Consider the following 11,736-nt stretch of genomic DNA (forward strand, 5'->3'; position numbering starts at 1 on the left):
GGGATTTGGGCAATGCCTTGCTTGAGCAAGCTTGTTTGCATGTTTGGCGAAATATCCATTTCTTGCTTTATTCCGACTGATTTCTCTAGAAATAGTTGAAGGAGATCGATTCAACCGCCAAGCAATATAACGAATAGAAAAATCTTCACGTAATAAGGCAAATATCTGATATCTTTCGTCTTGAGTAAGATGAGTATAGTTCATGATGCAACTTTGACTTTGGTCGGTCGGAAGCAAAATGCTAACTCATCTTACTTCCTTCCAAGAATTTAATCTCTGTTGCACTTCATTTAAGAATCTAAGATATTTAAAAGGTAAGTGATTTTTATACATTTACGCTTTTTTGCAATTTACAGGTGCGATCACTTGAAAGTTTGTTAGAAGCAATTTAAAACAGTGAATAGATATATAACAAGGATCAGGTATGAAGCTTTATTATTCTCCAGGTGCATGTTCTTTGGCATCACACATTATTTTAAATGAAATTAATGTTGATTTTGACTTGGAGCGCGTTAATTTAAAAACCCATAAGACAGAAAAAGGTACAGATTATTACGCGATTAATCCTAAAGGTTATGTTCCGGCTTTAGAAATTAATCCAGGTCTGATTCTTACTGAAAACGTTGCCATTTTACCTTTCCTTGCCCAGCACGACCCTAAACAAGATTTGATTCCGCCATCCGGGCTAGGACGTGCCAAAGTTCTAGAATGGTTGGGATATTTAAACTCAGAATTACATGATGCGTATGCGGTTTTCTTCGGTGCTCCTTTAGAAGCCGAAGCTAAAGAAAAAGCTTATGCAGAAATTGACAGGTTATTGACTTATATCGATAAAGCGATTGGCGAGTCGGATAACGATTATCTGGTCGATGATAACTTTGGCCCGGCAGATGCATATCTATTCGTATTAACCAACTGGTCGAATGGTATTGGTCATGATCTTACGCCGTACAAGAATATTATTGCCTTGCGTAATAAAGTCGCTGAACGCCAGTCTGTACAGATTGCCATGCGTGATGAAGGTTTGATTCCTTAATTCTGTACATTGAATTGAAAAAGCACCTTCGGGTGCTTTTTTTCTTTGAGTGCCGTAGTAAGACTCAAATCATCTGAAAATATATTATTGATTTTTTATCAATAGTATTTTGCAATTCCATGAATTTTTAGCAATGAAATATTTGAGTATATTGGCCGCTGAAAACAAATCCTCAAAGGCGAATGAATGAGTAATATCCTGATTGTGAATGGTGCCAAGCAGTTTGCACACTCGAATGGCGAGTTGAATGACACTTTAACTGGGTTGGCAAATGCTGTGCTGAGTGATCTGGGTCATCGCGTTAAAATTTCACGTGCAGATAGCGACTATGAAATTCAGGAAGAAATTCAAAAATATGTATGGGCAGATGTGATTATTTATCAAATGCCAGGCTGGTGGATGGGTGCGCCGTGGACAGTAAAAAAATATATGGATGATATTTTTACCGAAGGGCATGGCACCTTATATGCCAGTGATGGCCGATCGCGTTCTGATGCATCGAAAAAATATGGTTCAGGTGGCCTTATTCACGATAAAAAGTATATGTTATCGTTAACCTGGAATGCACCTATCGAAGCTTTTAATGACCCTGAGCAATTTTTTCAGGGTGTTGGAGTAGATGGGGTTTATCTGCCATTTCATAAAGCCAATCAATTTTTGGGTATGAAGGGTTTAGAGACTTTCATTGTGCATGATGTGATTAAAATGCCCAATGTCGCTCAATATCAACATGAGTACCGTCAACATCTTATGCATATTTTTGCTTAATTGATGGGTTCGTTAAGGAGCAAACCATGTTGACTATTATTGCAGATATTCAGATTCGCCCAGGTGCCAAACATCGTGAAAACGTACTAAACGCCTTTAGGAAAATAACAGCTACTGTTTTGCAGGAAGAGGGTTGTCACGGTTATGAACTACTGATAGATCATCAATCAAATGCTGATTATCAGACTAAATTACCTGATGTAATTACCACGTTGGAACATTGGGAAAGTATGGAGCATTTGAATGCTCATTTACTAACTCTACATATGCAAGCCTATCAGCAACAAGTTAAAGATGACGTGCTGGATGTAAAAATCCGGATTATGCAAAAGGGTTTAAGTGCTTAGGTACATTTTGAAATCTTAGAATATAAAAAAAGGACTCATTTGAGTCCTTTTTAAGATCTTTAATTTTATTTAAAGAAATAACCGGTTTCGGGCGAGCTGGCATTGGCCATGCGTTTACGTGGCATACGGCCTGCAAGGAAGGCTTCACGACCTGCTTCAACCGCTTTTTTCATCGCAGATGCCATTAAAATCGGGTTTTGCGCAGCGGCAATGGCGGTATTCATCAGTACACCGTCACAACCGAGTTCCATTGCAATCGCGGCATCACTGGCAGTACCGACACCGGCATCCACCAGTACTGGAACTTTGGCATTTTCCTTAATAATGGAAATGGTATGCGGATTTAAAATGCCAAGTCCTGAACCAATCAGGCTACCTAAAGGCATAATCGCGACACAGCCCATGCTTTCTAATTCTTGCGCAATAATCGGGTCATCCGAGGTATACACCATAATCTCGAAACCGTCGTCAATTAAGGTACGCGCTGCTTTTAAGGTTTCAGTGACATTCGGATAAAGTGTTTTTTCATCGCCCAGTACTTCCAGTTTGACCAGGTTGTGTCCATCCAGCAGTTCACGTGCCAGCATACAGGTACGCACAGCACTGTTGGCGTCAAAGCAGCCGGCTGTATTGGGCAGAATGGTGTATTTTTCTGGTGGAACGACAGAAAGCAGATTCGGCTGATCAGGATGCTGGCCGATATTGACCCGACGGATGGCAACCGTGACGATCTCTGCGCCGCTGGCCTGAATAGCCAAGTCGGTTTCAGTTAAGTCTTTATATTTACCTGTACCGACCAACAAACGTGAATTAAAAGTACGAGAACCAATTATAAGCGGGGTGTCTTCCATGGGAGCTCCGAATTAGCCGCCACCGACGGCATGAATAATTTCAATTTGATCTTCAGCGCAAATAGGGGTTTGTGCCAGTTTGCTTTTGGAAATGATCATTTCATTTTTTTCTACAGCAAAGCGTTTGCCTTCAAGTTCAAGCTCTTGAATTAGTTCTAATAAATTGCTGCATGTGGTATTTTTTGCTTCGCCATTTAAATAAATCTGCATCATTAATTCCCTTTAATTTTATTTCACGTATTTAAAGGCATTCCACGCCAATACCAGCCAGCCTGCAATCATCAAAGCACCGCCAATCGGGGTAATGGCCCCTAAAAAGCGGGGTAGGCCTAATGCCATGACATAGAGTGAGCCACAGAAAAAGAAAATACCAACCTGAATCAGTATAAAACTTGCTTTAATGGGAAGCTGGGGAAGCACTTTGGCTAAAATGGCAAGCGCCAAAAGTCCAAGCGCATGATAGAAAAAATAATCAGTTGCGGTCTGCCACCATGCCAATTGGGCTTCAGTTGCACGTGTTTTTAAGCCATGGGCACCGAAAGCACCCAGCATGACAGCAAAAGCTAAATTGAGGGCTGAAATTGCAATCCACATAAGCAATGACTACCTGAGTAAATTTGCGCATAACTTAGCATATTCTGACACTTGCACGAAAGGCAAAAAGCAACATTCCTGCAGCCTATATATGAAAAAAGAGCACGCAGCCCTTTTTTCAAAATATCATAAAATCGGTTTGGTCACTTAGTTGGAAGACTTAGTTAGATGACATGGCGACCTTAATTTTTTCCATGGCATTTTTTTCTAACTGACGAATACGCTCGGCAGACACGTTATATTCAGCAGCCAGCTCATGCAGGGTCGATTTCTCATCATCTAACCAGCGACGCTGTAAAATGTTGCGTGAACGGTCATCCAGCTGATCCATGGCATCATGCAGAGCAGAGGTGCTTTGTTCTTCGTAGTCTTCTTCTTCAGCTAAGCGAGCAGGGTCGTAACGATTGTCTTCCAGATATAAAGCCGGTGCAACATGGGTTGAACCTTCATCATCGTCATCGCCTTGTGCTTCAAAAGCAGCATCATAAGCGGTTAGACGACCTTCCATTTCCAGCACCTGTTCAGGTGTGACATTCAGGTCATTGGCAATGGATTGTGCTTCATCCAGAGTTAATTTTTTACTGGATTTTTTTAGGCTACGTAGATTGAAGAATAATTTACGTTGTGCCTTGGTGGTGGCAATTTTAACAATACGCCAGTTACGAATCACGTATTCATGAATTTCAGCTTTAATCCAGTGCACGGCAAAAGACACCAAACGTACACCCATATTCGGGTCAAAGCGTTTAACGGCTTTCATTAGACCCAGGTTGCCTTCTTGAATCAGGTCACCTTGTGGCAAACCATAGCCTGCGTAACTACGTGCAATATGCACCACAAAACGCAAATGCGACATCACCAGCATTTTTGCGGCATCTAAATCTTGATCATAATAGTAGCGTTCGGCTAACTCTTTTTCTTGTTCAGCCGTCAAAATAGGAATCTGATTGACAGTACTTATATAAGCACCGAGATTTACCCCTGGTGCCGATAATGACAGGGGCATCAATTGATTGCTGCTGTCACTCATATGTTCTCCTTGAGAGTTGGATGACATAACCATCTTAATAAATTTATCTTAATCCAATATTTCCGTGAAATTAGGAACTTTGGGTAGAGAAATGTAATTTTTTATGCACATTTGAAACGTTCTAGTTTAATTGAAAATAATTAAGATTCAATTAAGTAGTGATACTCAGAATCAGAAATTTTACTCATCTTGCAATTGATCTGATGCATCTGGCAATAACGGCTTACATCTTGCTGACTATGCGGATCTGAAGATTTAAGTAAAAATATGCCGCCTGATTTGTTCTTGATCGCTCGCTTAAGCATCAATAATGGCATGGGGCAAGGTTTGCCCATTGCATCAATAATTATTGCTGAATTGGCTAGATCATTCATCACATTCTATATCTGATTAACTTTAGATAAATATTAGCAAATTTGGTGCCAAAGCCCAATAAAATTATATAACTTCAACATAAAAGTACTTATCTAAAATAAGGAAATAATTAGTAAAAAAGAAGCGGAATCAAAAAGAAGATTAATCAAAAAAAACAGTATGAATTGTGATAAACCCGTGTTAAGCTCGTCGCGTATTCAAAATTAATGACACTATTTCAGTGTGTCTTAAAATGAATATTGCAATGGATGTAACCGGGATTTTGTTAATAGTAATACAGAATGATTACAAGCTTAGAAATAATAATTATTTTTAAACCTTGTTTACTCTGCTGTTTGCAACACCGGGTGGTCCTTTAATTAAATACAATGAGGATTAACTTATGACAGCTCGTGAACAAGGCGTAGTTAAATGGTTCAACGACACTAAAGGCTTCGGCTTTATTCAACGTAACGGCGGCGACGACGTATTCGTTCATTTCCGCGCTATCCAAGGTGACGGTCACCGTTCACTTCGTGACGGCCAACGTGTTGAATTCAGCGTAGTTAAAGGTCAAAAAGGCTTCCAAGCTGAAGAAGTACAACCTTTAGACTAATCGCCTGATTATTCATGAGAACGCCCCAATGTAATTTGGGGCGTTTTTGTTTATAATAGACTCCTATTTTTCCTGATCATTAAGTTAGAGCACATTTATATGTCATCTGGTTTTGAAACCTTAAATTTACATCCGAAACTGAAACAGGCAATTGATGCTTTAGGTTTCAAAGAAATGACACCTATTCAGGAAAAGGTTTTAAAATTCACTTTGGCTGGACATGATGCCATTGGTCGTGCACAAACTGGTACGGGAAAAACGGCGGCTTTTCTGGTCAGCGTGATTAACGATTTGCTGAATAATCCGATTAAACAACAGCGTTTTCGTGGTGAAGCGCGTGCATTGATTCTTGCGCCTACACGTGAGCTGGCTTTACAGATTGAGAGTGATGCCAAAGAACTTACCAAATTTACCGATCTGCATCTGGTGACTTTGCTGGGTGGGGTAGATTTTGACAAGCAGAAAGCACAGCTGGATAAAAATTTTGTCGATATTATTGTGGCGACTCCAGGCCGTTTAATCGATTTCGTTGAACAAAAAGAAGTCTGGCTGGACCAGATTGAATTTTTGGTGATTGATGAAGCAGACCGGTTACTGGATATGGGCTTCATTCCCTCAGTAAAACGTATTGTGCGTTTTTCACCGCGTAAAGAACAACGTCAAACCTTAATGTTCTCTGCAACCTTTAGCTATGATGTGTTGAACCTGGCACAGCAGTGGTTGTTCGAACCGGTGACTGTAGAAATTGAGCCGGAAAAGAAAACCAATGCTGATGTAGAGCAACGCGTTTATATGGTTGCAAAAACAGATAAATATAAGTTGTTGCAAGAAATCTTACGTGATGAACCAATTGAAAAAGTCATGATCTTTGCCAATCGTCGTGATCAGGTGCGTAAGCTTTATGATCACCTGAAAAAAGACGGTTATAAAGTGGTGATGTTGTCAGGTGAAATTGCACAGGATAAACGCTTGAAAATGCTGGACCAGTTTAAAAATGGTCAACATAATATTATGATCGCGACCGATGTCGCAGGTCGTGGTATCCATGTGGATGGCGTTTCACATGTGATTAACTTTACCTTGCCTGAACAGTCGGATGACTATGTTCATCGTATTGGCCGTACTGGTCGTGCGGGAACAAGTGGGGTAAGTATCAGTTTCTTATCTGAAGATGATGCGTTCTATCTTCCAGAAATTGAAAAGGCCATTGGTCAGAAATTACCTTTAACCCGTTTAGAAGGCTACTGTTAATTTTAAGATGTTGATCCAAGTGTTAAATAAGATGTAAACCAAAAGCCGCTTCAATAAGCGGCTTTTTTTTTGCTTTTTGATCTAGGGTCTGTTGACAATTCGTCTATGTTTGCGACTACGCGTATTTTTTAGATGATACTAGGCGTGAACTGCAAAATTTAGTCATTCTAAATGCGTAGTTCACAACGACGTAGCGTCAAAAAATACTCTAGTCCCGAAGGGTTGTGGCTAAAATTATCTCAGACTGCGTCATGAAATTTAAAAATGGAACCACCATTCTTTGCATTTCATTCCTTGTCTGCTCAATTTTAGCCGACAACGCAAGCCATTTATGAAATGTCAACAGCCCCTAGACTTTTATTGAGTGAATAAGCTGAGATAGACCCTTATTAGAAGGTCTAGTTGGCTCGACAGCTAAAGGTCAGTACGGTTTGATAGTCTTCATCACGTGCCAGACTGCCGCTTTTACCGGCCAGGGTGCCAAGTACACTGGTTGCAGCCTGAATCATTTGACCAGTTTTTTCATCGACCACACCTTTTAAGGCGCCATTATATTCAGTCTTTTCATTGACTATGACCGGGCTGGCTTTTTTACCGCAGGTATTATTGGCTGCTGTAATTGCATTGTTTTTAGAGATTAAGTTACTTTTACCTATACCTGTCACTTCATATTGGTTATTTTCTTTTTGAACGGCTAATGATGTGGTTGGATTGGATGCACATGCGGTGAGCGCGAGAGCAACGGCAACTGTTGAAGCGAGTGCAAAGACTTGATTCATCTTTTTCCCCTGGATTGTTTTAAAAAAGAATTTGAATTATTTGAACATGATTAATTGAATGATTTTTGAAGGACTTGTATAGAATATGCAGCTTTATATGGACACTATGTGACTGAGGGCGATTAAGTTGAATATTGGGGATAACACATTCACTCGATGCTCTAGAGTAACTGAACAAGATTATGCTAATCTTGTTGAAATATTTTAGTACACAGATATAAAAGTCAATGACGGATTCAGCGGTAGAGACGGTTCATCAAAATATTCATCAACGTCAGTCGGTAGGACATTTGGTTGAGCCTGCACCGAATGCACAGCAACTGGAAAAGGCCTTTCAGGCTGCTCTGACTGCGCCAGATCATCACCGTTTAAAACCCACCCGTTTTGTGGTGATTCCGAGTGATCAGCGTGAAGCTTTTGGCGAATTATTGTCTAAAGCTCTGGCAGATATGGGTGAAACAGATCCGGCTCAGCTGGAGCGTGTGAAGCATCACCCATTTCGCGCACCACTGCTGGTTTTGGCGTTAACCCAGTTTCAGCCACATCCCAAAGTCCCCAATTTTGAACAAACCTTAAGTTCAGGGGCGGCCATTGAGAATTTCTTATTGTCTTTGCAGATACAGGGTTTTTCAACCATGTGGCGAAGCGGGGCAGTGGTTGAATCGCCGTTGTTTAAACGAAGCCTGGCGCTGGCGGAAGATGATTTAATTTCTGGAATTATTTATATTGGCACAGCAGTAAAAGCGATTCCAGCGCGTATAGCAGTGAATACACAAAATTATGTCAGTTATTGGAATCAATAACTGTATTGAATCATGAGTTGAGATATAAAAATAATGTCAGAGTTGAAATTTTCAGATCTTGTGGAACCGGTTGCAATCGATCAAAAAACAGCTTTACGTGTAACGGTGTTGGGGGGCGGTAGTTTTGGTACTGCTATGGCCAATACTGCGGTACGTAATGGTTGCGACACCATGATCTGGATTCGTGATGAAGCGGTAGCAGCAGAAATTAACCAAACCCATATTAATAAACGCTATTTACCCGATTTTGTTTTGGAGTCGGGCTTAAAGGCAGTGTCAGATTTGGAAACGGCTGTTTGTAATCGTGACATTATTTTGGTGGCTATACCGAGCCATTCTTTTCGCGATGTGCTTAAACAAATTAAGCCTTTTATTACTTCGCAGGCCGTCATTTCCTTAACCAAAGGCATTGAGGCGAAAACCTTTCATTTTATGAGCGATATTATTCGCGAAGAATTGCCTCAGGTTCCATATGGTGTACTTTCCGGACCGAATCTGGCCAAGGAAATTATGGCCGGACAACCGGCAGGAACGGTTGTCGCCAGCCAATCGGAACTGGTGCGTTATGCGGTACAGCAAGCGTTACACAGCGCATTATTCCGGGTTTTTGCCAGTGATGATGTGCATGGTGTGGAATTGGGCGGGGCTTTAAAAAATATCTATGCTGTTGCCATGGGCATGGCTGCTGCTTATAAGGTGGGTGAAAATACCAAAAGTATGATTCTGACCCGTGCACTTGCAGAAATGAGCCGTTTTGCCGTGAAATTGGGTGCAAATCCTCTGACTTTTCTTGGTTTATCGGGCGTGGGTGATTTGTTTGCCACCTGTAATAGTCCGCTCAGTCGTAACTATCAAGTTGGGTTTGCCCTGGGTTCTGGTAAAAGTCTGGAGCAGGCGACTAAAGAATTGGGTCAAACCGCTGAAGGGATCAATACCATTGTGCAGGTACGTAGCCGTTCGGAAGAATTGGATGTATATATGCCAATTACCAGTGCCTTATATGATGTGATTTTTGAAGGGGCTCCCCCTTTAAGCATCGCACTTTCACTCATGAAAAATGGGCATCGTAGTGATGTGGAATTTGTTTTGCCTCATAATGAAGTGTAATTTTTTAATAAGATTATTACCTTCATAAAGCCTGGTTATAATTGCTGCATATTCGAAAATAAGGAAATTTTATGCAACTTACCTTAGTCCGTCATGGTGAAGCTGCTCCAGCGCTGCATGGTAATGATGACAAGCGGCCTTTAACCGAGCGTGGGCATAAGCAGGCACAATTCACCGCAGAATATTTAAAAAACATGATTCAGCCAGATGCTTTTGTGGTCAGTCCTTTATTGCGCGCGCAAGAAACCTTGGCCCATCTGCAACATTATTTTCCTGATGTGTCAGTCTTGGTGTGCAATAAAATCAAACCGGATGATGATGCAAAACTGGCAGTGGACTGGTTGTCACAGCTGCCTTATGAATCCATTGTGGTGGTGTGTCATATGAATGTAGTAGCACATATTTCGTCATTGTTGACAGCAGAACCTTTTCATCCGTATGCTTTGGCTGAAGCGCGGATATATGAGCAAGCAGTCATTGCAACTGGGTTATCAACCCAGTTAAAAAGTTTTATTCCAAACGCATAAAATATTAATTAAAACGGCAGAAAAACATTAATGTTGTATTTATGGATGCCTGAAGCCAATGGGGCTTGGCAATGGTCGACTGGAGAAAGTTGGTCTCAGGCCACTAGTCTTGAACAATTGATTCAAGATACTCAAGGCTATCATGGGCAAGAAGCGGTAGTTTTTTTTCCGAGTCGCGATGTGCAAATGCTGCAACAGAGTCTGGCTAAACCTCAATACAAGAAATTGGGTGCGGATGGGGTAAAATATTTATTAGAAGAATTTGTGGTTTTGCCCATCGATTCCATGAAAATATTGCATCATTTTCAAAATCCAGATCAATTGATCATTTTGGGTGTGGCACAGAGCACCGTTGAAACCTTGCAACATGCTTTGAACCTGATTCCGGTTAAAGTCATTTCCTTATTGCCTGATTTTCTCATTTTGCCGGTTCCAGAAGTGGGGCAAACCATCATTGCCAACCTGTCTGGACGCTTGCTGGTACGTGAAAGTGAATTTATGGGAAATTCGGTAGATGATTTGGCACTGTTTTTAGATTATCAGCCGCAAGGTCAATCTTATAAAATCAGTAATTTTACTGCTGAACAAATGCAAAGCCTTGAAGCCATGGTGACGCATGAACAGATTGAAACTTTTGATTATGCCGTGCCCTTATTAAAAAAAGCACAATATCATCCTTTTAATATTCTGCCTAAAGCCAAAAATAGCACGGGTGTATCTGGCTATTGGAAAGCGTGCGCTGCGGTATTGGTTGCTGCTTTAGTGGTTCAATTTGGCTATGATGTAACCCGCTGGTATAAATATAAAAAGGTGGCAGACCAGACTGCATTGCAAGCTGTTGATCAGTATAAATACTGGTTTGGGCAGAGTAGCCGTGTCACTGAACAGAATTTGAAAAGTCAGTTTGAAAGTCATGTACGCTTAAATAAAAGTGCCAACACCCAAGCTTTGCAGTTGCTGAGCCGTATTGGGCCGGTGCTCATGCAAAACCAGATTGTGGCCAATCGTGTCCATTATGAGGCTTCAGCTTTAAACATGGAATTAAAAGCGAATTCATCGACTGTACTGCAAAATTTAATCCAGCAGTTGAATCAGCAAGGCTTTAAGGCAGAATTAGGCAATATTCAGCCGAACGGAGCAGGTGTAATGGGATTGGTGAAAATACAATAATGAATACATCAGAAAAACTGCAAAACTCGATTGATCAGTCCATCGAAAGAATCACTGATTATCTGGATCGGCTGTCTGTACGTGAACGCTATATGGTGATCTTCACAACGGTTTTTGTACTGGTTGCGGCCATTGGTTCAGCACTTTGGTATATGCATGCCGCCGCCAATAAACAGCAGAATCGGGTCAATGATTTAAAAGACATGATGGTGTGGATGCAGAGCAATGCGGTAACCATGAAACCCGCCGATGATTTGCAGTTAACTGCGGCTGATAAGGTGCAACGCGTTGCCCAGCAGCAGGGATTGTCTGTGGCATCGCAACAGGCAGGTGAGCAAATCCAGATTGTGGCAGCGCATGAAAATTATGCCATTTTGGCCAATTTTTTAACCCAATTGACGCAAATGGGTCTAAGCCTTGAAAAAATAGAATTAATTTCCGAGGCGGGGCAGATTAAATTAACAGCGACAGTGCAATAATGGGTAAAAATAAAGATCTGCTAA

Annotated in this window: 17 protein-coding genes; 10 read left to right on the forward strand and 7 right to left on the reverse strand. The window is 41.1% G+C overall.

The genetic code is table 11. The annotated features are described in order from the left end of the window. On the reverse strand, positions 1-204 hold a 204-nt coding region (locus B9T26_RS13500; RefSeq protein WP_143223031.1), incomplete at its 3' end, for a helix-turn-helix domain-containing protein. A gap of 220 nt (positions 205-424) precedes the next feature. Between B9T26_RS13500 and B9T26_RS13505 the strand changes: the two genes are divergently transcribed. From B9T26_RS13505 to B9T26_RS13515, 3 genes are all read left to right on the forward strand, one after another. Then, positions 425-1,036: a glutathione binding-like protein gene (locus B9T26_RS13505; protein ID WP_086200188.1), complete on the forward strand. Its 612-nt coding sequence runs from the start codon at positions 425-427 to the stop codon at positions 1,034-1,036. A gap of 186 nt (positions 1,037-1,222) precedes the next feature. Next, positions 1,223-1,804, forward strand: a complete 582-nt coding sequence (locus B9T26_RS13510) for an NAD(P)H-dependent oxidoreductase (protein WP_086200189.1) — start codon at positions 1,223-1,225, stop codon at positions 1,802-1,804. 26 nt (positions 1,805-1,830) lie between these two features. Further along, on the forward strand, positions 1,831-2,151 hold the full coding sequence (locus B9T26_RS13515; RefSeq protein ID WP_086200190.1) for a putative quinol monooxygenase: 321 nt from the start codon (positions 1,831-1,833) through the stop codon (positions 2,149-2,151). 65 nt (positions 2,152-2,216) lie between these two features. Here the strand turns inward: B9T26_RS13515 and B9T26_RS13520 are convergent, their stop codons facing one another. From B9T26_RS13520 to B9T26_RS13540, 5 genes are all read right to left on the reverse strand, one after another. Then, positions 2,217-3,002, reverse strand: a complete 786-nt coding sequence (locus tag B9T26_RS13520) for a thiazole synthase (RefSeq protein WP_086200191.1) — start codon at positions 3,000-3,002, stop codon at positions 2,217-2,219. 12 nt (positions 3,003-3,014) lie between these two features. After that, positions 3,015-3,212: a sulfur carrier protein ThiS gene (thiS, locus tag B9T26_RS13525; RefSeq protein WP_086200192.1), complete on the reverse strand. Its 198-nt coding sequence runs from the start codon at positions 3,210-3,212 to the stop codon at positions 3,015-3,017. Positions 3,213-3,230: 18 nt separating this feature from the next. Then, complete coding sequence (locus B9T26_RS13530) at positions 3,231-3,596, reverse strand: DUF423 domain-containing protein (RefSeq protein WP_086200193.1); 366 nt, start codon at positions 3,594-3,596, stop codon at positions 3,231-3,233. 160 nt (positions 3,597-3,756) lie between these two features. Further along, a complete protein-coding gene (gene rpoH / locus B9T26_RS13535; protein WP_086176049.1) occupies positions 3,757-4,626 on the reverse strand; it encodes an RNA polymerase sigma factor RpoH in 870 nt (289 codons plus the stop codon). A gap of 140 nt (positions 4,627-4,766) precedes the next feature. Further along, entirely contained in the window at positions 4,767-5,000 is a 234-nt protein-coding gene (locus tag B9T26_RS13540; RefSeq protein ID WP_086200194.1) for a sulfurtransferase TusA family protein, read from the reverse strand. Positions 5,001-5,383: 383 nt separating this feature from the next. Between B9T26_RS13540 and B9T26_RS13545 the strand changes: the two genes are divergently transcribed. Then, positions 5,384-5,596 carry a cold-shock protein gene (locus tag B9T26_RS13545; RefSeq protein ID WP_004648643.1) on the forward strand — a complete coding sequence of 71 codons (213 nt, stop codon included), beginning with the start codon at positions 5,384-5,386 and terminating at the stop codon, positions 5,594-5,596. Positions 5,597-5,695: 99 nt separating this feature from the next. Next, positions 5,696-6,847, forward strand: a complete 1,152-nt coding sequence (gene rhlB, locus B9T26_RS13550) for an ATP-dependent RNA helicase RhlB (protein ID WP_086176047.1) — start codon at positions 5,696-5,698, stop codon at positions 6,845-6,847. 398 nt (positions 6,848-7,245) lie between these two features. Here rhlB and B9T26_RS13555 read toward each other — a convergent pair whose 3' ends face one another. Next, positions 7,246-7,626, reverse strand: a complete 381-nt coding sequence (locus B9T26_RS13555; protein ID WP_086200195.1) for a hypothetical protein — start codon at positions 7,624-7,626, stop codon at positions 7,246-7,248. A 227-nt stretch (positions 7,627-7,853) separates the two neighbouring features. On the opposite strand from B9T26_RS13555, the gene B9T26_RS13560 reads away from it, so the two are divergent. From B9T26_RS13560 to gspM, 5 genes are all read left to right on the forward strand, one after another. After that, positions 7,854-8,429 (forward strand): nitroreductase, encoded by a 576-nt coding sequence (locus tag B9T26_RS13560; protein ID WP_086200196.1) that lies wholly within the window; start codon positions 7,854-7,856, stop codon positions 8,427-8,429. A gap of 33 nt (positions 8,430-8,462) precedes the next feature. Further along, entirely contained in the window at positions 8,463-9,536 is a 1,074-nt protein-coding gene (locus B9T26_RS13565) for an NAD(P)H-dependent glycerol-3-phosphate dehydrogenase (protein ID WP_086200197.1), read from the forward strand. 71 nt (positions 9,537-9,607) lie between these two features. Beyond that, positions 9,608-10,063, forward strand: a complete 456-nt coding sequence (locus B9T26_RS13570) for a SixA phosphatase family protein (RefSeq protein ID WP_086200198.1) — start codon at positions 9,608-9,610, stop codon at positions 10,061-10,063. Positions 10,064-10,093: 30 nt separating this feature from the next. After that, the gene (gene gspL, locus B9T26_RS13575) at positions 10,094-11,233 is read left to right on the forward strand and encodes a type II secretion system protein GspL (RefSeq protein WP_086200199.1); all 1,140 of its coding nucleotides are present in this window, start codon (positions 10,094-10,096) and stop codon (positions 11,231-11,233) included. After that, positions 11,233-11,712 (forward strand): type II secretion system protein GspM, encoded by a 480-nt coding sequence (gene gspM, locus B9T26_RS13580; protein ID WP_086200200.1) that lies wholly within the window; start codon positions 11,233-11,235, stop codon positions 11,710-11,712. Before gspL ends, gspM begins: the two co-directional genes overlap by 1 nt. Positions 11,713-11,736: the final 24 nt, after the last annotated feature.

The organism is Acinetobacter sp. ANC 4169 (genome assembly GCF_002135355.1).
Classification (GTDB): domain Bacteria; phylum Pseudomonadota; class Gammaproteobacteria; order Pseudomonadales; family Moraxellaceae; genus Acinetobacter.

Coding starts and splice junctions, on each gene's coding strand:
- B9T26_RS13510 (WP_086200189.1), top strand. CDS start 1,223: ATGAGTAATATCCTGATTGTGAATGGTGCCAAGCAGTTTGCACACTCG.
- gspL (WP_086200199.1), top strand. CDS start 10,094: ATGTTGTATTTATGGATGCCTGAAGCCAATGGGGCTTGGCAATGGTCG.
- B9T26_RS13540 (WP_086200194.1), bottom strand. CDS start 5,000: ATGAATGATCTAGCCAATTCAGCAATAATTATTGATGCAATGGGCAAA.
- B9T26_RS13560 (WP_086200196.1), top strand. CDS start 7,854: ATGACGGATTCAGCGGTAGAGACGGTTCATCAAAATATTCATCAACGT.
- B9T26_RS13545 (WP_004648643.1), top strand. CDS start 5,384: ATGACAGCTCGTGAACAAGGCGTAGTTAAATGGTTCAACGACACTAAA.
- B9T26_RS13570 (WP_086200198.1), top strand. CDS start 9,608: ATGCAACTTACCTTAGTCCGTCATGGTGAAGCTGCTCCAGCGCTGCAT.
- B9T26_RS13530 (WP_086200193.1), bottom strand. CDS start 3,596: ATGTGGATTGCAATTTCAGCCCTCAATTTAGCTTTTGCTGTCATGCTG.
- B9T26_RS13520 (WP_086200191.1), bottom strand. CDS start 3,002: ATGGAAGACACCCCGCTTATAATTGGTTCTCGTACTTTTAATTCACGT.
- B9T26_RS13555 (WP_086200195.1), bottom strand. CDS start 7,626: ATGAATCAAGTCTTTGCACTCGCTTCAACAGTTGCCGTTGCTCTCGCG.
- B9T26_RS13505 (WP_086200188.1), top strand. CDS start 425: ATGAAGCTTTATTATTCTCCAGGTGCATGTTCTTTGGCATCACACATT.
- B9T26_RS13565 (WP_086200197.1), top strand. CDS start 8,463: ATGTCAGAGTTGAAATTTTCAGATCTTGTGGAACCGGTTGCAATCGAT.
- thiS (WP_086200192.1), bottom strand. CDS start 3,212: ATGCAGATTTATTTAAATGGCGAAGCAAAAAATACCACATGCAGCAAT.
- gspM (WP_086200200.1), top strand. CDS start 11,233: ATGAATACATCAGAAAAACTGCAAAACTCGATTGATCAGTCCATCGAA.
- rpoH (WP_086176049.1), bottom strand. CDS start 4,626: ATGAGTGACAGCAGCAATCAATTGATGCCCCTGTCATTATCGGCACCA.
- B9T26_RS13515 (WP_086200190.1), top strand. CDS start 1,831: ATGTTGACTATTATTGCAGATATTCAGATTCGCCCAGGTGCCAAACAT.
- rhlB (WP_086176047.1), top strand. CDS start 5,696: ATGTCATCTGGTTTTGAAACCTTAAATTTACATCCGAAACTGAAACAG.